Source organism: Pirellulales bacterium, assembly GCA_035499655.1.
Classification (GTDB): Bacteria; Planctomycetota; Planctomycetia; order Pirellulales; family JADZDJ01; genus DATJYL01.
In genome coordinates this window covers 1-19,356 of sequence record DATJYL010000001.1, presented here as the reverse complement: position 1 = coordinate 19,356, position 19,356 = coordinate 1, and the positions used below count along the sequence as shown (strand labels likewise).

At 54.9% G+C, this 19,356-nt stretch carries 14 protein-coding genes and 1 tRNA gene; 9 read left to right on the top strand and 6 right to left on the bottom strand.

Features of this window, described 5'->3' with window-relative positions:
- Nucleotides 1-421: 421 nt before the first annotated feature.
- Together VMJ32_00075 and VMJ32_00070 are read right to left on the bottom strand one after the other, a co-directional pair.
- Complete coding sequence (locus VMJ32_00075; protein ID HTQ37392.1) at nucleotides 422-661, bottom strand: hypothetical protein; 240 nt, start codon at nucleotides 659-661, stop codon at nucleotides 422-424.
- A 327-nt stretch (nucleotides 662-988) separates the two neighbouring features.
- Nucleotides 989-2,059 (bottom strand): tyrosine-type recombinase/integrase, encoded by a 1,071-nt coding sequence (locus tag VMJ32_00070; GenBank protein ID HTQ37391.1) that lies wholly within the window; start codon nucleotides 2,057-2,059, stop codon nucleotides 989-991.
- Nucleotides 2,060-2,063: 4 nt separating this feature from the next.
- On the opposite strand from VMJ32_00070, the gene VMJ32_00065 reads away from it, so the two are divergent.
- The 5 genes from VMJ32_00065 (at nucleotide 2,064) to VMJ32_00045 (ending at nucleotide 11,695) form a co-directional block, all read left to right on the top strand.
- Nucleotides 2,064-2,148 (top strand) — tRNA-Leu (locus VMJ32_00065).
- Nucleotides 2,149-2,405: 257 nt separating this feature from the next.
- The gene (locus VMJ32_00060) at nucleotides 2,406-3,218 is read left to right on the top strand and encodes a M90 family metallopeptidase (GenBank protein HTQ37390.1); all 813 of its coding nucleotides are present in this window, start codon (nucleotides 2,406-2,408) and stop codon (nucleotides 3,216-3,218) included.
- A gap of 150 nt (nucleotides 3,219-3,368) precedes the next feature.
- A complete protein-coding gene (locus VMJ32_00055; GenBank protein HTQ37389.1) occupies nucleotides 3,369-8,255 on the top strand; it encodes a tetratricopeptide repeat protein in 4,887 nt (1,628 codons plus the stop codon).
- A 312-nt stretch (nucleotides 8,256-8,567) separates the two neighbouring features.
- Nucleotides 8,568-9,995 carry a dockerin type I domain-containing protein gene (locus VMJ32_00050; GenBank protein ID HTQ37388.1) on the top strand — a complete coding sequence of 476 codons (1,428 nt, stop codon included), beginning with the start codon at nucleotides 8,568-8,570 and terminating at the stop codon, nucleotides 9,993-9,995.
- 290 nt (nucleotides 9,996-10,285) lie between these two features.
- On the top strand, nucleotides 10,286-11,695 hold the full coding sequence (locus VMJ32_00045; protein ID HTQ37387.1) for a dockerin type I repeat-containing protein: 1,410 nt from the start codon (nucleotides 10,286-10,288) through the stop codon (nucleotides 11,693-11,695).
- A gap of 28 nt (nucleotides 11,696-11,723) precedes the next feature.
- Here the strand turns inward: VMJ32_00045 and VMJ32_00040 are convergent, their stop codons facing one another.
- From VMJ32_00040 to VMJ32_00030, 3 genes are all read right to left on the bottom strand, one after another.
- A complete protein-coding gene (locus VMJ32_00040) occupies nucleotides 11,724-12,620 on the bottom strand; it encodes a polyphosphate kinase 2 family protein (protein ID HTQ37386.1) in 897 nt (298 codons plus the stop codon).
- A gap of 73 nt (nucleotides 12,621-12,693) precedes the next feature.
- Nucleotides 12,694-13,326, bottom strand: a complete 633-nt coding sequence (locus tag VMJ32_00035) for a family 16 glycoside hydrolase (protein ID HTQ37385.1) — start codon at nucleotides 13,324-13,326, stop codon at nucleotides 12,694-12,696.
- Nucleotides 13,327-13,438: 112 nt separating this feature from the next.
- Nucleotides 13,439-14,299: an IS1 family transposase gene (locus VMJ32_00030; GenBank protein HTQ37384.1), complete on the bottom strand. Its 861-nt coding sequence runs from the start codon at nucleotides 14,297-14,299 to the stop codon at nucleotides 13,439-13,441.
- Nucleotides 14,300-14,416: 117 nt separating this feature from the next.
- On the opposite strand from VMJ32_00030, the gene VMJ32_00025 reads away from it, so the two are divergent.
- Nucleotides 14,417-15,721: an AAA family ATPase gene (locus VMJ32_00025; GenBank protein HTQ37383.1), complete on the top strand. Its 1,305-nt coding sequence runs from the start codon at nucleotides 14,417-14,419 to the stop codon at nucleotides 15,719-15,721.
- Here VMJ32_00025 and VMJ32_00020 read toward each other — a convergent pair.
- The gene (locus VMJ32_00020; protein HTQ37382.1) at nucleotides 15,711-15,962 is read right to left on the bottom strand and encodes a hypothetical protein; all 252 of its coding nucleotides are present in this window, start codon (nucleotides 15,960-15,962) and stop codon (nucleotides 15,711-15,713) included. The two genes, VMJ32_00025 and VMJ32_00020, sit on opposite strands and share 11 nt — an antisense overlap.
- 31 nt (nucleotides 15,963-15,993) lie before the next feature.
- On the opposite strand from VMJ32_00020, the gene VMJ32_00015 reads away from it, so the two are divergent.
- From VMJ32_00015 to VMJ32_00005, 3 genes are all read left to right on the top strand, one after another.
- On the top strand, nucleotides 15,994-16,272 hold the full coding sequence (locus tag VMJ32_00015) for a hypothetical protein (GenBank protein ID HTQ37381.1): 279 nt from the start codon (nucleotides 15,994-15,996) through the stop codon (nucleotides 16,270-16,272).
- Nucleotides 16,273-16,384: 112 nt separating this feature from the next.
- Nucleotides 16,385-17,998, top strand: coding sequence for a DUF1549 domain-containing protein (locus VMJ32_00010; GenBank protein ID HTQ37380.1), 1,614 nt, complete (start codon nucleotides 16,385-16,387; stop codon nucleotides 17,996-17,998).
- A 123-nt stretch (nucleotides 17,999-18,121) separates the two neighbouring features.
- Nucleotides 18,122-19,057: a hypothetical protein gene (locus VMJ32_00005; protein HTQ37379.1), complete on the top strand. Its 936-nt coding sequence runs from the start codon at nucleotides 18,122-18,124 to the stop codon at nucleotides 19,055-19,057.
- The last annotated feature ends 299 nt before the right edge of the window (nucleotides 19,058-19,356 follow it).

Genomic DNA, 19,356 nt, shown 5'->3' with positions numbered 1-19,356 from the left:
ATCGACAGGCTGGGGCGTTCCCAGCCGCGCCGCGTGTTGAGTCTCCGGTCAGGGCTACGCCCTTCCCTCCGACTCAACACGCGAACTAAACCCTAACCGATTCTCTCACAGACACTGGTACTGAAATCGGGAAGGGGTCATTACCAACTACATCGCAGAACGGACATGCTGTTTCGTCAGCTTCAGCGTGCTGACCCACCCATGTGATGAAAGACGTTTCCGTCGCGTTGGCACGATCGTGCCGTACTGGCATAATTCGACTGGTCATCCGTGACCCCATGTCGATGGTTATAGAGCCGCCATTCCAATTCTATCAAATCGGTTCGTTCGGCTGATTCTCTGCCGATTGCGACCATGGTTGCATTCCTTCTGTGGCGGGGTCAATACCGATACACCCACTGCGAGAGTTTTCAAAAATAGTCTATTTAAGGCGTGACGTTACAAGTGTTGCCATCGATAGATCTTTACGCATTCCAACCGTCAACATCGTTTGCAGCGTGGCGGCTGTATCGTTTTCAGCAGCGTTCTCTCCGAGGGTCGTCTCGGAAGCACTGATAGCCATCGGCGCGTTCTGGGCGCACAGAATCAATTCGCCGCAGGTCACGCTGCGATGGGTTTTTAAAGGCGAAATAGACGAAAGTATCACAGGTAAACGACGCATGTGTGATCGATTTGTGATCATGAACCGCTAGGCTGACGGTGAGTTCCGCAATCTTCAAAGGAAATAGTCGATTGCGACATTTGCGTCCTCTTATAAAAAATTTAAGAGTCATGAATCTACTTCGACCAAAACAAGTAGCCGAACTGCTAAGCTGCTCACTTTCCAATGTTTATGCGCTACTAGAGAGTGGCAGGCTCCCCTCTGTCTCGGTCGGAGCCGGTGGTGCCGGGCTGCGCGTAATGCCGGAGGATGTGAAGGCATTTATAGACAGCGGCCGTCATGGAAGGCGGCCGAAAGAATGGCCGGAGAAAGCGCGACCAGTCAAACTTAAGCACTTGCGATAGCTTTCATCGCCGCTTTTCGCATATGCATCGCGTCTTGCGAAACGTGCGAATAGCACTCGTGGATCATCTTCAAGGACGTGTGACCAACCAGGGTCGCCATCGTGATCGGATCAACACCTCTCTTGAGACCATTTGTAATGAAGCTGTGCCGGAAGTCATAGAGCCGATAATGCACGCCAACTTTATTCTTCAGACGCCGGAAGTATTGGGAGGAGTCGTACCGTGTCCATGGCTCGCCCGACCGACGGAAAATTGGTCCAGTTGGATGTCGCAACATTCGTCGTTTGGTAATCGCCAGCGCCGAATCCGAGAGATATACGATACGTTGAGTCTTCTTTCCTTTGGATTCCTTCACCGGAAATATCCACCGACCATTCGCCAAGTCAACGTGCCGACCCTCTACCATGCGAACCTCTTGGGGTCTGCAACCTGTCTCCCATGCGGTGACGACAAGATCGCGGAAATCCCCTTTAACGTATTGCAGAACCAGGTTATATTCCTTTGGCGAGAGAACAATTTCCCGTTTGTCCGCGGGGGGTTTTTCGAGCATTCTGTAGATTGGATCCCGCTCGATATGTCCTTTCTTCCTCGCCCAATTGAAGACTCTAGCTACTGCCGTCATGGCTCCACGTCGATAGCTCGGTCCCCATTCGTGGGAATCAACCCACGATTCGATGTGGTGCGGCTTCAGTCGTTCGACAGAGAACAACCGTGGAAGGCTATCTACGAAGCTTTGCAAGTGATTTCTGTACCAGACATACGTCAATTCTTCACGGTGTTTTTCGGTCCAATCGAGAAACAGATCAATGATCGCCCGCACGGTATTCGAGGGGACACGCTCATCGGGCGCGGCGAGCAGTGCATGAAACTTCTTATCCGCGGCCTTTTTGTCCGGGCCCAGCCTGTACCGCCGGCCGTGAACTGTCGTACAATACTCGCCTGCCTGTGCCCAAAACCAAGGCGTTTTCGCTTTTCTTCCCATCAGACCAAGCCTCCCAGTGAATTGTGTGATATTTATCTGTGAACGACAAGGTGAAAATGGCAAAATAATCATAAAAGGCCGAGTGGCGGAATGGCAGACGCAAAGGACTTAAAATCCTTTGTCCGGTTACGGACGTGCGGGTTCGAGTCCCGCCTCGGCCATGTTCATAATTGAAGAAAGCTGCGGTGTCCTAGTTATGAGACTAGCGCGGCGCTTTGGACTTCCAAGCAACGAAAGCGGCTTCGTTTCATTCATCACGGTCCTTAGGACTGACCGCAGGGAGTTCCGGCACCACAATTGGGCTCGACAGTACTTCACTTCGGCCATAAATTTTTTCCGGACAGGCTGAATCCGGGGCTCAAAGCCCCTTTCAGCATTCGGCTTAATTTCACTCCCGAGCGAGGGAGCGCTGCTGGCTATGTCCATCCTCTGGAGCCGTGCACGTCGTCGGCAACAACTCCTGCTGCAGCCCTTTCCGCCTCAGTGGGACGGGATGTTGCGCCAACACGTGCGACATTTTCAATATCTCGATGCCCGGCAGCGCTCGCGGCTGGAAGGCTTCGTACAGGTTCTGGTCGCGGAAAAAGACTGGGCCGGCGGCGGCGGTGGTTTCACAGTGACCGAAGAAATGAAAGTCACCATCGCCGGGTATGCGGGCGTGATGACGCTGGGGCTGCCCGAGCCGTATTACTTCGACCGGCTGAAAACCATCATTGTTTATCCCACTGCATATTTGCCGCATCGCAGCCAGTTCGATATTTATCCGCAGTATGTTCCTCTCGCTCCGCGGAGCGGCGAAGCGTGGCATCGGGGGCCGGTGATTTTGTCGTGGGCGGAAATTGTGGAGCCAGCAAAGCGCCGCCCAGGGAGCAATTTGGTGATTCATGAGTTCGCCCATCATGTCGACGGCCTCGATGGCGATGTCGATGGCACGCCGCCCATTAACGACCGCGAAAAAGGGCGCAACTGGTATCGCGTTACCGAGGAAGAATTCGAGCGGTTGGCGCGTGAGACAGCGCGCGGCGACGTGACGCTGTTGGATCAATATGGCGCGACCAACCGGGCCGAGTTTTTTGCCGTCGCCAGCGAGTGTTTTTTCGAGCGGCCGCATGCCATGCGCGATCGGCATCCGGAGCTGTACCAGGCGCTGGCCGACTTCTACTGCCAAGATATTTCCGGGTGGCTTCCCGATGCGCCGACCGTGGGCTGCGATAGCACTCCTTCTCCCTGAAATGCCGCGATTTGCGGCCTGTATGCAGGGTGGTATACTAAAAAGCTAGTCGTGCCTGCGGCGTAAAGACCCCGGTCCGACGAATTCTTAGACGACACATTTTCTCAGGCGATTACTTCGATTTGCGTTGCGCTTTGTAGGAAGCCCATGGTGAGCCGGCTGAAATGGCGTCTGCTCTTGGGTCTGTGCGGCCTGTACTGGACTGTATTGGGCCCATCGGTCAGGTCGACAGCGGCCCAGCAGCCGGCCGCTTCGCAACCATCGGCGGCAGGCCAAACACAACCTCAATCGCCGCAACCAGAGTCGGCAAAGTCAGAATCGCCGCAATCGCCCCCGCCACAATTGCCGCCGGCGACCACTTCCGGCGCGCAAACTCAGGCACAACCCGACGGCGGCAAAGCGGATGCCGGCAAGGCCAACTCGCCCCCACTGTCGAAATTCGACAGCCCCGAGGCCTACGTCAAACGCGCGGAAACGTTCCGCCTCAAGGGGCGTTACCAAGATGCGCTCAGTGATTTTAACTCGGCGTTGGAGCTCGATTCCAAAAGCGTTCCTGCCTTGGTCGGTCGGGCCAATACGTTCCGGGTGCTAAACCGCGACGAAGCGGCCCTGGCCGATTGCGATGCGGCCCTGGCCGTCGATTCGCAATCGACCGAGGCGTTGCGGGCGCGCGCGGAAGTGCATTACAAAAACCAACGGTACGACCAGGCGCTTGCCGATATGTCGGAAGTCGTTCGCCTGGAGCCCGATCAAGCGGACGGTTATAGCCGCCGCGGGAATATCTTTCTAGCGAAGCACGATAACGGCAAGGCCATCGCGGACCTGTCGACGGCCATCGAAATCAATCCGAAAATCGCCCAGTATTTCAGCAATCGGGCCAATGCCTACAAAAGCGCCGGAGAGTGGGGGCTGGCCTTTGCCGATTACGATCAGGCCATCGAACTCGATTCCAAAACCGCCTGGCGTTACAACGCGCGTGGCAACGCTTATTACACTCAGCGGCAGTACGACAAGGCGGCCGACGACTTTACCCAAGCCCTGCGGCTCGACTCCAGCAATGCGCAATACTATGCGAATCGGGCCCTCACCCGCCGGCAGCTCAACCAGTGGGACGAAGCGCTGGCCGATTATGCCCAAGCCATTCGTTTGGATCCCAACAATGCTGATCGCTATAACCTTCGTGGAGTCGCCTACTTCAACAAAGGCAACTACGACAAAGCAATTGCCGACTACAGCCAAGCCATCCGGCTCGATCCAAAGAACGCGCAGTATTTGCTCAACCGCGCCAATTCTCTCCGGCTGACCGACAAGTGGGACGACGCCCTGGCCGATTACGCCCAAGCCATTCGCCTGGAGCCGAACAATCCGGAACGCTATAACTCCCGTGGCAACGCCTATTTCGCTCAAAAAGCGTACGCGCAGGCGATTGCCGACTTCACCGAAGCCATTCGGCTCGATCCAAAAAACGCGCAATACTATGCCAATCGCGCCGTATCTCGGCGGAAGATCGACCAGTGGGACGACGCGTTTGCCGATTTTGCCCAAGCCATACGCCTAGCGCCCGACGACGCGGAGTCTTACATCAACCGGGGCGACGCCTACCGGGAAAAAAAACAGTACGACCAAGCGGCTTCCGACTATGCCGACGCGCTGCGGCTCCAGGAAAAAGCCAATGGCCCCGATCATCTGACGGTCGCCTCCACCGCCAACACGCTGGCGAATTTGTATTACGACCAGGGCAAATACTCCCAAGCGGAGCCTCTCTACCAGCGCGCCTTGAAAATTCGCGAAAAAGTCCTAGGGACAAAACATCCCGACTACGCCACCAGCCTCAATAATATGGCCGTGCTGTACAAGACGATGGGAAATTACTCCCAAGCCGAGCCGCTCTATCTGCAAGCGCTGGAAATTCGCAAGCAAGTGCTCGGCGAAAACAACGCCACGTACGCTTCCAACCTCGTCAATTTGGGAAATCTTTATCGTGTCGAGGAGAAATTCTCCAAGGCGGAACAAGTCTATCGGCAAGCGTTGGAAATTCGCAAGGCAGTGCTGGGCGAAAAAAGCGCGGACTACGCCACCACGCTCAACAATCTGGCTTTGACCTACAGCGAAAAGGGAGATTACGTCCAGGCCGAACCGCTCCTGCGGCAAGCCGGCCAAATTTATTTGGAAACGCTGGGCGAAAAAAGTCCGGACTATGCCTCCAATCTCAGCAATCTGGCCGACCTGTACTGCGACATGGGAGATTATGCCCAAGCGGAACCACTGTATAAGCAAGCGATGGCCATTTGCAAGGACGCCCAGGGGGAAAAGAACGCCGCCTACGCCGTCATGATCGACAATCTGGCCGGAATGTATTTTTCCATGCGCGATTATGCGAAAGCCGAACCGCTCTATCGGCAGGCGCTGGCGATTCGCAAGGAAGTGTTGGGAGAAAAGCATCCTATCTATGCCATCAGCCTCAACAATTTGGCGCTGTTGTACAGCAATAAGGCTGATTACGCCAAAGCGGAGCCCCTGTTTCGGCAATCGCTGGCCATCAAAAAGGAAGTTCAGGGGGATAAAACCGTCTCCTATGCCGCAACCTTAGACAATCTAGGCCTCATGTACTTCTCGCAAGGCGATTACGACCAGTCCGTGTCGCTGCACCAGCAGTCCAGTGATATTTACAAGGAGGTGTTGGGCGAATTGCATCCTGACTACGTTCTGTGCCTCAATAATTTGGCCACCTCGTACCGCAACTTGGGCAATTTCGCCCAGGCGCTGCCGCTCTTTCAGCGAGCCGCGGAACTAACCATGCGGCATTTGGAACTGACCTCCGCCGTGCAATCGGAGCGGCAACAATTGTTGTACATCAAAACCAGCCGCTTTTACTTGGATACGTTTGTATCGTGCGCGCTTCTGGCTGCCGCCAACCCCCAGACAAAGGACCGTGCTAATGGATCCACCGGCAACGCGGCATCCAGCGACACACCTGCCAAAGCTCCCACTTCCACCGCAGGATCGAACGTCGCGGGCGGTTCCAGCACGAACGAAATTTCCCTCGACCAGTTGCCTACTGCGGTGTACGCCCAAATGTTGGCTTGGAAAGGTTCCGTGCTGATGCGACAACGGATGGAACGCCTGGCCCACCATTCTGACAATCCGCAGGAGCAAAAAATGTGGGACCAATTGGAAGCGGTGTCCACCCAATTGGCGACGGCCAGTTTGTCCGTTCCAGATCCGCAACAGCGCGATGCTTGGCGCGAAAATCTGGTCAAGCTCACTCATCAAAAAGAAACGTTGGAAGAGCAGTTCAGCAGCACCAGCGCCGACTTTCAGCGACTTCGGTCGCAAGCCAGGCTCACCCCCGACGATCTGGCCAAATGCTTGCCCACCGATGTCGCCCTGATCGATCTGTTGCAGTTCAATCGCCGTGTGGACGAAAAACAATCCGGCGGCAAAATCAAAACCCATTGGGAACAGCGACTGGCCGCCTTTGTCATCCGCGCGGATCGGCCGGTGGCCCTGATCGATTTGGGGTTGATCGGCCCCATCGATGCCGCGGTCCAGCAGTGGCGCGAAGTGCATTGCGGACAAATCGCCGGCAAAGCGGCCGAGGAACAGCCCGGCGTTATCCTCCGGCGCTTGGTGTGGGAACCGTTGGAAAAGCGCCTGGACAGCGTCCACACCGTCCTCGTCTCGCCCGACGGATCGCTGAATCAAATTCCTTGGTCGGCGCTGCCCGGCGACAAAGACGGGGCGTACTTGCTGGAAGATTACGCCATCGCCACCGTGCCCGTGCCGCAAATGTTGCCGGAACTGATGACCTCGGCCCCGCCTCAAGCCGCCGCCGGACCGTTGCTGCTGGTGGGCGATGTCGATTTCAGTGCCGCGGCGGGCAAACCCGCTGATTCGGCGTTGGCCCAAGCCACGCCCGACTTGCCGGCAATTCGGTCGGGCGTGTCCAAGGCGTGGCCCAGTTTGGACGGCACGCGACCGGAAATTTTGGCGGTTCGCGATTCTTTCGATCAAACGCATCCCGACGCCAAAGTGAAAGTGTTGCGCAAAGCGGAAGCCACCAAAACCAATGTCCGTGATGACGCGCCGCACTATGCGTATTTGCACTTTGCCACGCACGGATTTTTTGCTCCCGAAGATCTGAAGTCCGTCCTGTCGGCGCCGCTGGAGAAGGGCTTCGGTCACGCGGCCCCGTCGCCGGTGAAAGTGGCCGCCGCGAATTCGTCTTCCCAAATCGTCGGCCTGGGGGCCAGCTTACGGCTGGACGACAACAAAATTAAAGTGACTGAAGTGATGGCCGGCAGTCCGGCCGCACTGGACGGTCGATTGAAGCCGGAAGATCAAATTCTGGCCGTCGCCTCCGGCAACGAAGACTTCGTGCTGTTGGACGGAAAAAGCCTAGTACAGGTCATCAACCTAGTGCGCGGACCGGTAGGCACCAAAGTCCGCCTGCGCGTACAGCCGGCGGCCGGTGGCGATATCGCTGACTACGAACTGACCCGCAAACCGCTGGTCGAGCAACAGCCCGCCGTTTCCGTTCCCACGGTTCGCCAGGAAAATCAAATTTCTGGTTACCACCCCGGCTTGCTTTCGGGCCTGGTGCTGGCTGGGGCGAATCTGCCTCCGGAGCCGAATCAGGACAACGGCATTTTGACCGCGTTGGAAGTTTCGTCGCTCGACTTAAGCCATGTCGAACTGGTGACCTTATCGGCCTGCGAAACCGGCCTGGGCCAAACGGCCGGCGGCGAAGGATTGCTCGGCATGCAGCGCGCCTTTCAAGTGGCCGGGGCGCGCTCCACGGTGGCCACGCTGTGGAAAGTCAGCGACGACGCCTCGCGCAACCTGATGGTCGATTTTTACGAGAACTTATGGGAAAAGAAAATGAGCCGCGTTGAGGCATTGCGTGAAGCCCAATTGAAAATGATGCGCGAAGGCGTGCACCGGGGCCTGGCTATCGACGACGTGCCGGCCGACGCCCAAAAACGCCTGCCTCCGTTTTATTGGGCGGCCTTCGAACTCAGCGGCGATTGGCGATGAGCGCCAACGAATTGGCAGTTTTTTGTTAGCTTGCGTCTACCTGCAGCGCCAAACACATTCGCAAAGCCTGGTTGCATTAAAGCCGCCTGATCGCAATCAAACCCCTTCTATCGTAGGGAGATTGGTTTGTCGCCATCCCCCGAAATGATCGGCTAGTCGATCAGTTTTATTTCACTAGGGTAAAATGGATTGCGGCCCATGTAGCCTGCTGTTAAGTTAAAAGATACTTGAGCTTCGATTTGAACATCATTCTGGAACAGGTTCGGCAATGGCCTCGGGATCTAGGCAACTCCGAGCGGTTTTTCGTTTGGTATGAAATCGCATCTTCTGACTCTCTCCCTGTTAGCCTTTTCGTTTTTCTGCGCATCCGCTGCGGTTACGGCCCAGGGCCAAACACTGCGAATTGCAACCTACAACCTGGATGCCGATACCGGTGGCCAGACTGGCCAAATGGGCGGTACCGACGCTGGTCCGGGCCTGATCCCCGTTTTGGAAGCCATTGGCCAAGAGCACCTGGGACCCAATGGATCCAATACCGGTCATGCCCAGCCGCTCGATGTGCTGGCTTTGGAAGAGTTGGATTCCAATGGCTCAAGCGTGCCACTTACTGAGACCTTTATCGTCAATCAACTCAATTCCTATTATCAAAGCATCGGCCTAAGCAACGTTGCCCAATATGCTGTGGCAGATGCTAGCACGGTCGATCCCACCACGGGCAGCACCGGCGGCGGTCCCAGCGGGCTCATTTACAACACCAAAACGGTGGCCGATCTTGGGGTCTCACTCATCAACACCAATTTCGGCAGTAATGGTGAGGCACGTGAGCCAATGCGGTTTAAGCTGGCGCCCCTGGTCAACGGTGTTGCCGGTCCTGCGTATACTGATTTCTACGTCTATGTTGATCACGCAAAATCGGATGGCTCCGATCCCACGACTAGTGCCATGCGGCGCAATGTCGAAGCACAAGATGTTCGTGCCAATGCCAAAAGCCTGAACAACAGTCTGAACAGCAGCCTGGAGACTGCCCACATCGTTTACACCGGAGATTGGAATATCAATGACAGCTCCGAGCAAACTTATCAAACGTTGATTGCCTACAGCAGCGCATCGCCAGGGAATGCCATCGACACGGCTGATCCGGACAATAGCTGGACTGACAGCTCCAGTGCATCTCAGTATTGGCCACTGCTCTCCGAGACGGCAAAAAAGCTGGATTATCGTGATGACTTGCAGCTAGTGACCAGTCCGACCATCACGTTGCCGGGGGTGCAACTGGTGACCAATACCCTGACGCCGTTTGGAAATGGCCCCAGTGCGGTAACCTACGGAAAATCGGTGACCACCAGCACGGCCCTGTCCGATCTATCGAATAAAAGCACCATTCTAAACTATCTAACAACCGATACCGACCACCTGCCGGTCGTGGCCGATTACGTGGTCGTGCCGCCGGGCGATATGAATCGCGATCAGCAAGTGAACGCCTCCGACATTATGGCCATGATCACCGCCTTGAACAATCTTTCCGCTTATGAAGCGACCACGGGGCTCTCCGCTCAACAGGTTACGTTGATCGGCGACGTCAACGGCGACGGCAAATTCAACAGCGCCGACGTGCAGGCGTTGGAAAAGTTTCTTGCGGCCAACCATGGCACGGGCATCCCCGCTCCTGAGCCGGCATCAGTGGTTTTGCTCGCACTTGCCATGCCCGCTTTCGTACGGCGGATTCGCCGTCGGCGTTGAGCGGCATTCATTTCGCCTCGAACGGCGTCGGTCGACGTCATTAGACTCGTTGCTTTTTACATGACCGGTCTGCGTAATGGAAACGCATCCCTGCGCGCGGCCAAATTAACGCCCCCATGGCCAGCATCATTTGGGATGCTCCACCTACGTGCAAATAAATGCAAAAGATTGCGACTCTTATGGTATACTGCTAGGTTAACAGGTGCCTACTTCGATTTGAACATCATTCTGGAACAGGTTCGAAAAAGGCATCGGGATATGGGCAACTCCCGAGCGGTTTTTCGTATGGTATGAAATCGCATCTTTTGACTCACGCTCTGTTGGCCCTTTCGTTTTGCAGCGCCACTGCTGTTACGGCACACGGTCAAACGCTGCGAATTGTAACGTACAACATCGATGCCGACACTGGCGGAGCTGTGGGCGACATGGGTGGACCGGACGCAGGGCCCGGTTTGACCGCCGTGTTGCAAGCCATCGGCCAAGAGCATTTGGGAGTCACCCCATCCAATCCCGTCGGCCACGCCCAGCCCATCGACGTGTTGGCTCTGGAGGAACTGAACTACACCACCAGCGGTGGCAGCGAAACGATTTCTCAGACGCTGAGTTATATTACCGGGCAACTGAATTCTATCTATGGCGCCGGCACCTATAACTACGACACCACCATCGACCCGTCGGATGGAAACAGCACGGGCAACGGTCCCAGCGGTTTGATTTACAATACGAAAACGGTCGCCGAGGTGGCTCCTGCCGACATCATCCCAAACCACCTGGGTGGCAGTGGAGAAGCCCGTGCGCCAATCCGGTACGAACTCCAACCAAAGGGCGGTGCTGCATACACCGACTTCTATTTATACGTGAGCCATGCCAAAGCATCTTCAGGCTCCAGTAATGCCACTCGCCGTAACATTGAAGCGCAGGATATTCGCAGCGACGCCTCGAATTTGCCAACCAACGCCCACATCATATACACCGGAGATTATAACTTGACGGGAGGCAGCAGCGAGGCGGCATACCAGACGATGATCAACAGCACTCCTTCCCCCGGCCAGGCCATCGACACGGCCAATCCAGGGAACAATTTCGTCGAAAATTCTCAGTCCGCCAATTCAGTTTATTGGCCATTGCTATCCGAGTCGGCGACAGATCTAACGGCCCGCTTCGATTTACAGCTGGTCACCAGCCCCACGGTCACATTGCCGGGAACGCAGCTCGTCGCCAATACGCTCACGCCGTTTGGAAACAACGGCTCGGTTGGCTACGGTGGTGCTGTAACAGATAGTTCCAACACGGCGTTGCCAGATCTTTCCAATCGAAGCACGATTTTGAACGATCTGACGACCGATACCGACCACCTGCCGGTCGTGGCCGATTACGTGGTCGTGCCGCCGGGCGATATGAATCGCGATCAGCAAGTGAACGCCTCCGACGTCTCGGCGATGATCGCCGCCCTGGCCAATTTACCGGCTTACGAGTTGGCCTATAATCTGACGGCTGCGCAAGTGACAGCCATCGGCGACGTCAACGGCGACGGCAAATTCAACAGCGCCGACGTGCAGGCGTTGGAAAAGTTTCTTGCGGCCAACCATGGCACGGGCATCCCCGCTCCAGAGCCGGCGTCGATCGTGCTGCTGGTTTTAACCACGCCCGCTTTTGCATGGTTCCCTCGTCGCCGTCGGCGAGCCAGCCAGCGCAGCTAAAGTGCGGTCCGCAGCCTGTGGCCGGTCGTTAGTCTTTTTCCTTCTCCAACTGTTTTTTCGCCGCTTCAATGGCCTTCATTTTGTCCGCGGTCACTTCCGGATACTTCAGCCCCAGCGATTCGATGGTCTTTACTAAAATGTTGGCTACCAAGGCGCGGCTGACCCATTTGTGATTGGACGGAATCACGTACCACGGCGCCCAATCGGTGCTGGTGGCTTCGATGCACTGCTCGAAGGCGTCCATGTATTCGTCCCAATGCTCGCGCTCCGTAATGTCGGACGGCGAGATTTTCCAGTGCTTGTCTTTCTCGTCGATGCGGTCCAAAAACCGCTTCCGCTGCTCTTCCTTGGAAATGTTCAGAAAGAACTTGACGATCTTCGTTCCGTTGCGCGATAAATGCCGTTCAAAGCAGTTGATGTCCTCGTACCGGCCGTTCCAAAAATCTTTGTCAATTTTGGCGTCGGGAATGCGCTGGGCGGCCAAAAACTCCGGATGCACTTTCACGACCAGCACGTCTTCGTAATACGAGCGGTTGAAAATTCCAATCTTTCCGCGCTCCGGCAACCGCACCATGCAGCGCCACAAAAAATTATGGTCCAGTTCCTCGGCCGACGGCTGCTTGAAGCTGAAAATTTGGCAGCCCTGCGGATTCACGCCCGACATCACGTGCTTGATAATGCCGTCTTTGCCGGCCGCATCCATCGCTTGCAGCACCACCAAAATTGACCACGTGTTGGCGGCGTACAACACCCCCTGGGCCTCGGCCAAGGAAGAGACATCCTCCGTTAGCAAATCCTTGGCGTACTCTTTGCGCTCGTCCTTTTCAATTTTCGGGTCGCCTGCCCAGGACGGATCGTGATCTTTCAACCGGAATTTTTTTCCGGCCTTTACGTGACAGTGTTCCAGCAGTTCGGGAAGTTTCATGAGATTGCCAACATGTTGCGGAGATGATCGCTCCTCCAGCATCTCCACCGTGAAGCCGCTGGCGGCGGGTGTTTTAAGGAGCAGGCTTTTTGACGACCAGATTGGAAAATTCCCAGGCGTAAGCGCTTTTGCCCGACGCACTCCCTTCGACGCCGATGAAGCCGCCGCCGTCGGGCGGCTGCCGCTTGAACGTAATCGCTTCCTTTCCGTTGACGTAAACGGTCGCCGACGTGCCTTTAGTCACCACGCGAATCGTAGTCGGTTTGGTCAGTCCTTTACTAATGCTGTCGTTGGCCCGCCAGGTCACAGGGAACAGCAGCTTACCGTTGGAATATCGTCCTACGCTAAACTGTCCGTCCTCTTCAATTCTGACCACATATTCGTTGTCTATATCCGTGGCCCAAAAAATGGGGCCCGCATATTCGGTTCCATCACCCCCATTCATCATTTGCACATCCACGCTGATGTCGGCATCACCAAACACGTTTGCCTTGTATAAACTATCGAACGTATCCTGCTTATTGGGCAGTTGCATGATGAGCTGGTTCTTGTCGACGTGCAGAACGTTGCTGTTATTTGACCAACCGGGGTCGAGCGTCGCAAAATTGTCCTGCAGCAAAACGTCTTTGTCGTCCGCAAAAATTCTGGGAGCAATCAACGTTGTCAGGATGATCGCCAGCAGCGTTCCCGAGATTTTCCCACACATTGTAGCACCTTCGTTGTGTTTTTTTGAAATTGGCGGGCAGTGCGGGCTATCTTATTTCGAATCGATTGCCGATTTCAGACGGCGCCGCTCATTCGGTAGTGCGTCAGTCTAATCAGCCTGCCTTTTTAGGCCGGGTGTTGTAGCTCAAAATTGGCAGCAAATCGACCATTTCCTCAATCGACCACTTATGGTCTGTGACGCCGGCTTTCATCGCTGGCGTGCTGCGTAGGGTTTGGTGAATCCGCACAAAGTTATGATACATGAACATGATGGCGATGCTGTAGGCCAGCATATCGGCTTTCTTGCTGAAAGCGTTGGTTAGCCTCGTGTATCTTCTGTTTTGCATTCTGATATTGAGATTTTGACGTTCGGCATAACTGGTCGAAATGAATTCCGGGTCCGGCTCGCCCATCACAGCTTGCTTCTTCGCACCCAGGCACTTTCCAGGGCTGTAGCGGTTCTCTGGCTTCTCATCGTTGCCGTACAATTTAATCAGCATGGCGTAATCAATCTTGCTGCCGAAGTAATTTTCGACTGCATCCAAGTAGACCCGGTTGCCGTCGGTCGTCAATTGAATTCGGTTTGCCAGTCGCTCTGAAACGCTCGACATAAACCGGTAGGCATTGGCGGCATCGCGGGAGCCAAGCTGCCACGCGAAAATCAGTTTCGTATCGGCGCACATGCCGGTCCAGGTCCACATGCTGCCGATGCCCGCTTCACCGCGCATTTCGTCGGGAATGTTCTTATCTTTGCAGTAGCAGTAATTCCAGATTTCATCGCACTGCACGCGCTGGCAGGTCAGATTGCGGAAAACCTGATTTTGGAATTCCAAGCAGGCTTCGCCCAAGTCGCGGGTGAGCTTCTGGATGGTGTTGAAGGAAACACCAGTAATCCGCTTGGTTGCCCGAATCGAGCAACCATCGACAAGGCAACGAATCACGGCACAGCGTTGTTCTTTGGTGAGTTGTTTCATGCCCATAATATACGTGACCGCTCAAGCATTGTCAACACAATATCTTGCGGTCGGATGAATTATTTGATAATATTTGATGATGTTGTATGATGTTGGTTGATAAACGGAGCGATAGCAATGGTCCAGCAAAAATCGTCGCAAGAGCCAGACTATCAAACACTTGCCTTGCAATTGGGGAAAATGTTCAAGCCCTCATCCCCCATAAAGAAGGATGACTTGTTTCAAGGGCGAACGACGCAGATCAGGGAAGTGGTTGATGCCATAAATCAGCCAGGTAAACACGTCGTGCTTTACGGCGAAGCTGGCGTTGGAAAGACATCGTTGGGGCAAGTTCTCAAGACGAGATTGAAGGCCATCGAAGATACTCCAATCATTGCGCCCCTTATAAACTGTGATTCAAGCGACGACTTCTCGTCACTTTGGCGAGAAATGTTTGTCCAGATCAATGAAGAATACGCAGATATTGTCAGCACAGGTGACGGCGAATCGCCGAACGAACCTGACGATGCTAGTGACAATGAATTTTCCGACCTAGACGTACTGGACAGCGATAATCCAGTAACGCCACGGGATGTGCGAAAGCGACTGGAGCCTCTATCCCGCAACGGCATCGTTTATGTAATCCTGGACGAGTTTGATAAAGTGAGCAATCCTGATGTACGGCGGATGATGGCGGACACGATCAAATTATTCTCTGACAGAGAAGTGCTCGTCACAATTATCCTTATCGGAGTTGCCGAGAACGTCACCGGGCTAATCGACGACCATCGGTCAATCGAACGGTGCCTAGCGCAAGTGCATCTGCCCAGAATGCCATTTAAGGAGTTAATTACTATTGTCCAAAAAGGGCTTTCAGAAGTCAGCATGACAATCAAAGAAGACGCCCTTGAAGAAATCGCTGGGCTTTCTCGTGGACTTCCCCATTACACACATTTGCTTGCATTGAATGCCGGTCGAAATGCCCTTGATGAGCAAAAACTAGCAGTATCAAAGCACAATGTAAGTGCAGCGCTAAAAGCAGCGATTGGCCAGACTGACGAGTCGATTAGGCATAAATATGATGAGGCGACATACAGCACTAAGAAAAACACCCTTCACAAACAGGTGTTATTGGCGTGCGCATTGGCCGACTGCGACGAGTTTGGATATTTCCAACCAAACGACGTAGTCGAACCGCTGTCACTCATTGAAAAACGTGAATTTACGACTGATCGGTTTATGTCGCACCTGAAACGATTCTGCGACATCAAAGTTCTGTCACGAATGGGAGGGGAGTATCGCTGGCGGTATCACTTCGACAACCCGCTTTTGCAACCATACGTGATAATGAAGGGAATCGAAGAAGGGCTAGTTAAACGCGAGCAGCTTAATTTTTCTGACCAAAAATATCCGCTATTCGTAAAGAGGCGGTCTACTGTTTAAATGCCCATCGCTTCGCAGCGGCCTTTGTCGCAATTGCCTTGCGACGGGCAGCAGAAAGTTTTTCCGCCCGTGCTTTACCACCCTTCAGCCCGCCAAGTCTGCCAAGCGCCACCGCCGCCGGGTTCTTCTCTGGCGGCTTCTCCGCGTCCGGCACAATTTGGTCCAGAACGGAGCGCGCTAGCTGCTGGGTGTCTTTCTGGGGCTTGCTTGAGCGTTTAGGCATGTAATAATAATGGCTCATTCCCCCGCAATCGTCAACTGGAGAAGCCAAAATGAAATTACCGCCGAAAGCCCGCGCCATTCACAAAAACCAGGGCCAATTGCCTGTCCGTTGCTACCGCATTCACAAGACCCCCAAAAGTATCAACATTTTAATGAGGCCATCACAAGCAATTGAGATAGCGGCCAATATCATGCGAAAAGTTCAATTGCTGGTTGACGAAGGAAAGACCAGCGAGGGCATCGTTAAATTGTGGAGCCTTGACGGTAAGAAAGTGAACTTCGGCATGGGTATGATGAATGAACGCGGCTCAAAAAATTCCCAGGATTAGACTGACGCACTACCGCTCATTCACACAGGTTGTAAATTGCCCAGGAGCAATGTCATAATAACAGCTTGAGTGTGGTGCAACTACTATCGCCCGACTTCTTTTTTTGCCCACAATGCGTCTTCTGCTGCGAACTATCCCCTTGCTGTTGCTGGCGTTGCCGGCCGTTTGGGCCGACGATTTGTTGGATTTAAAGCCGCCGGAACTGCCGCCGGTCGTGGCCGGGCGTGTACATCCCATCGATCGGTTTGTTGACGCTTATTTTGCCAAACAGAGCTTGTCGTTTCCGCCGGTGGTTGGCGATGCCACCTTCGCCCGCCGCGTGTATCTCGATTTAATTGGCCTGCTGCCCACGCCGCAGCAATTGGACGAATTCCTGGCCGATCAATCGCCGAACAAGCGCGAATGGCTGGTCGATCAACTGCTCACCAACAATGTCGCCTATGCCGATCATTGGCTGACGTTCTGGAACGACTTATTGCGGAACGATTACACCGGCACCGGGTACATTGACGGCGGCCGCAAACAAATTACGCAGTGGCTGTATGCATCGCTCTTGCAAAACAAGCCGTACGACGAGTTCGTGCGCGAACTGATCGCCCCGTTGCCGGAATCACAAGGTTTTATCAAGGGCATCGAGTGGCGCGGCAATGTCAGCGCCGCTCAGTCGCCGGAGTTGCAATTTTCGCAAAACGTGGGACAAGTATTTTTAGGCGTGAACTTGAAATGCGCCTCCTGCCACGACAGCTTCATCGATGAATGGAAGCTGACCGATTCCTGGGGTCTGGCCTCGGTCATTGCCGATAAGCCGTTGGAGATGTATCGCTGCGACGTGCCGACGGGCAAAACCGCTTCCCCGGCGTTCATCTTCCCGGAGTTGGGCGCCATCGATGCCAACGTCCCGCGCAAACAGCGGCTGGAGCAATTGGCCGCGCTGATTACCGATTCGCGCAACGGTCGGCTGCCGCGCACGCTGGTCAATCGTCTCTGGCAGCGCCTGCTGGGCCGGGGCATTATCCATCCCGTCGACGCCATGGACGGCGCCCCCTGGAGTGCCGATCTGCTCGATTATCTCGCCTGCCAGTTGGTCGACAGCGGTTACGACCTGAAGAAAACTTTGCGGCTCATCACCACGTCGCAAATTTATCAGGCCCGGTGTGTGGAGACGGCGGCAAGTACAGGAACCGATGCGCCTTCTTTCCGCGGGCCGTTGGCCCGACGTCTGACGGCCGAGCAATTTATAGATGCCGTGTGGCGAATCACGGGAACATCGCCCCCCGCTCCCCGGGAAGTCGAAGAAAAAAGGAAATCAGCATCCAAAGACGACAAGCCTCCGGCGTTAAAATTCGAAAACCGTGGCGATCAGCCGGCGCGCGCCTCGTTATTAGCCAGCGATTTGCTGATGCGTTCGCTGGGCCGGCCCAATCGCGATCAGGTTGTGACCACACGCCCCGACGATTTCAGCACGCTGCAAGCCCTGGACCTCACCAATGGCCCCGGCATGGCACAATTGGTGGAAAATGGTGCCCAGCAGTGGCGGAACGATCATCCGAATTTATCCCCGGAGGACACCGTTCAAACGCTGTATAAGGCTGCACTGTGCCGCCAGCCAAGCGAAAAAGAACTGGCCGCCGCGCGGCAAATTTTGGGTGACTCGCTCACCGACGACAGTCTGAGCGATTTCATGTGGTGCCTGTTCATGCTGCCGGAGTTCCAGTTGAACAAGTGACGATACGGCCCTGGGAGAGAAGTAACGTCTAGAAACCACAAATAAACTCGAATGAAACAGATAACCGCGGATCATGCAAATAGCAATTATTTGAAACGAGCCATGCACAAGCGAGATCATGAAATGAGTACAGTTTTTTCCGAACCGTGTTCATCCGCTTCATCCACGTTCATCCGTGGTTTCTTGATCGTTTGTTTACTTGGTCGCGGCGCCGCCATTGCCCAGGGAGCCGATGCAGAATCGCTGAGCAAAGGAATCTATCGGCTAACCGCCGACGGCGAGAAGCCGGCATTGGTCGTGGCGATGGCCGCGGATGAATCGATCACTTCGCCGCAGCAATCTCCCGACGGCAAATGGATTGTTTACGACAGCACCAAAAGCTTTAACGAGAACGGGCAGCCGACGCCGGCGCTCGATCATATTTTTATCGTCCCCAGCGAAGGCGGAACGCCCAAAGATTTGGGCGCGGGCTTATTGCCCAATTGGTCGCCCGACAGCAAACAGCTTTGCTTTGCGGTGGCCGGTGGAAACGGCAGCGACACTCAATCCGGATTGTACGTGATGAACGCCGACGGCAGCGGACGGCAACGCCTGCTGGAAGCCGATGGCGGTCGGTGGTCTCCCGATGGCGGCCGCATTGCCTATTTGGTCGGCGGCCAGGTGCACGTGTACGACATCCTTGCCGCCTCCGACATTCAACTGACCAACGAGGAGCGCAACATCACCGGCACGCCCGCCTGGTCCCCCGACGGCAAGCAAATTGCCATTGTCTATTTCAGCAACGCCGATCACACGCTGGGCATTTTGCAGGCTGACAAAGAGCAGCAAACGCCCCGCGTGTTATGGGAGGGGCACGGCATCAGTCGTTCGCCCAATTGGGCGCCAAGCAATTCGCTTGTCGTGTATGCCAGCCCGAGCAAGGTTTACGACATTTACGCGCTCGACGCATCCGAAAGCCCCACGCCTGCCCGACCGTTCGAAGGCAAGCTTCCCAGCCAAGTGAAAGATCCCACCTGGATGTCCGACGGAAAGGGTGTGCTGTTTGTAATTTGGAAGTGAGTCATCTGTGCGGAACTGAAATTCAGAAAACGCAGATGAACACGGATGAATCAGATCAACGCAGATAATATAACCCCAGCATCATGCAAAATAAATTTTCCGATCAATTAGCCGCTGGGCTCGCCCAGCGACGCCATCAACCAACTATTTTCCAATCTGTGTTCATCCGGCTTTGTTGAAACCCTATTGATTCCAATGGGAAAACAGTTTACATCAATGCGTCATGGAAACCACACGTGCGATGACGCGGTCGCCGGTGGCGTTGGCCAGGAAGGCCGTCGAAATTGCGCAACGTGCTT